Source organism: Peptoniphilus sp. HCN-40583 (assembly GCF_037892835.1).
GTDB lineage: Bacteria > Bacillota > Clostridia > Tissierellales > Peptoniphilaceae > Aedoeadaptatus > Aedoeadaptatus rachelemmaiella.
Genome location: NZ_JBBKBU010000058.1, coordinates 1 through 989, shown reverse-complemented (window position 1 = coordinate 989; position 989 = coordinate 1). Strand labels below are relative to the sequence as shown.

The 989-nt window shown below is 42.0% G+C and carries 1 protein-coding gene; it reads right to left on the bottom strand.

Annotated elements, in window-relative coordinates:
* Positions 1-900: IS30 family transposase (locus tag WKT05_RS10555; RefSeq protein ID WP_340414059.1), on the bottom strand; the 900-nt coding region annotated here is incomplete at its 3' end.
* Positions 901-989 lie beyond the last annotated feature (89 nt).

Here is a 989-nt window from a genome sequence, read left to right as displayed (position 1 = left end):
TATTTTCGCTTCAATATAGCTATCTGATTGGTCAATATCTTTCGTTTTTGGAAAGTATTCTCTTAATAGACCATTTGTATTTTCGTTGGTCCCTCGTTGCCATGGATGATGGGGCAGTGGGAAATAGAACTCAACTAGAGACAGTTGCTGTGAGACTTCAGGATGCTTTGAGAATTCTTTCCCTCTATCAGGAGTAATGCTTTGAAGGGGTTCATCCTTCAACAGTTCAATCATGGCTTGCTTAACACATTGAGCGTTCTTCTTTGGAATTTTCTGACAAAGTAGGTAGCGACTTTTTCTGTCGGTCAATGTGAGTAGGCATGCCCTGCCGGTTTTACCTGCCACCGTATCCGCTTCCCAGTCACCTAAGCGCTCTCTTTTTTCAGCTGCCTCCGGTCGATCGGATATGGGATTGGTGATTGGAATTTTACCGCGTCTTTCTTCATAGGATTTCGTATGCCTTGTTTTTCCGCGATGTCTTAGTTTCCTAATGCATCCTCTATTGCCCCTAGAGAGATTCGGCTCGTCAAAAAGGCCGGAATAAATGGCTCGATAAATCGTAGTGAAGCTAATGCTATAAACACTCTCTTCGTATTTTAAACGGGCAGCGATCTGTTCCGGCGACCACTGATGCTCTAAGAATAACGACTTTACCTTTTGGAAAAGGACGGTATCGTCCAACTTCTTATGAGGGCGACAAGCTTTTCTTCTGGTGGCATAAAGTGCCTGTGCGTCACAAGGTAAATAACTTCCTTCTACAGAGTTCCTCTTTAACTCACGGATAATTGACGATTTGTTGCGCCCTAACTTTGTTGCGACTTCAGATTGATTTAGGCCAATATCCATATAATGCTTTAGCAACTCACGCTCTTTTAGTGTAAAATGAGAATAATGATTCATCGTTCCTCCTGGTTGATTGGTTTTCGTCGACATAATTTTACCAGAAAACGGTGAATCATTTTTTGTTGCACTTAGATTGTAAATTCAAG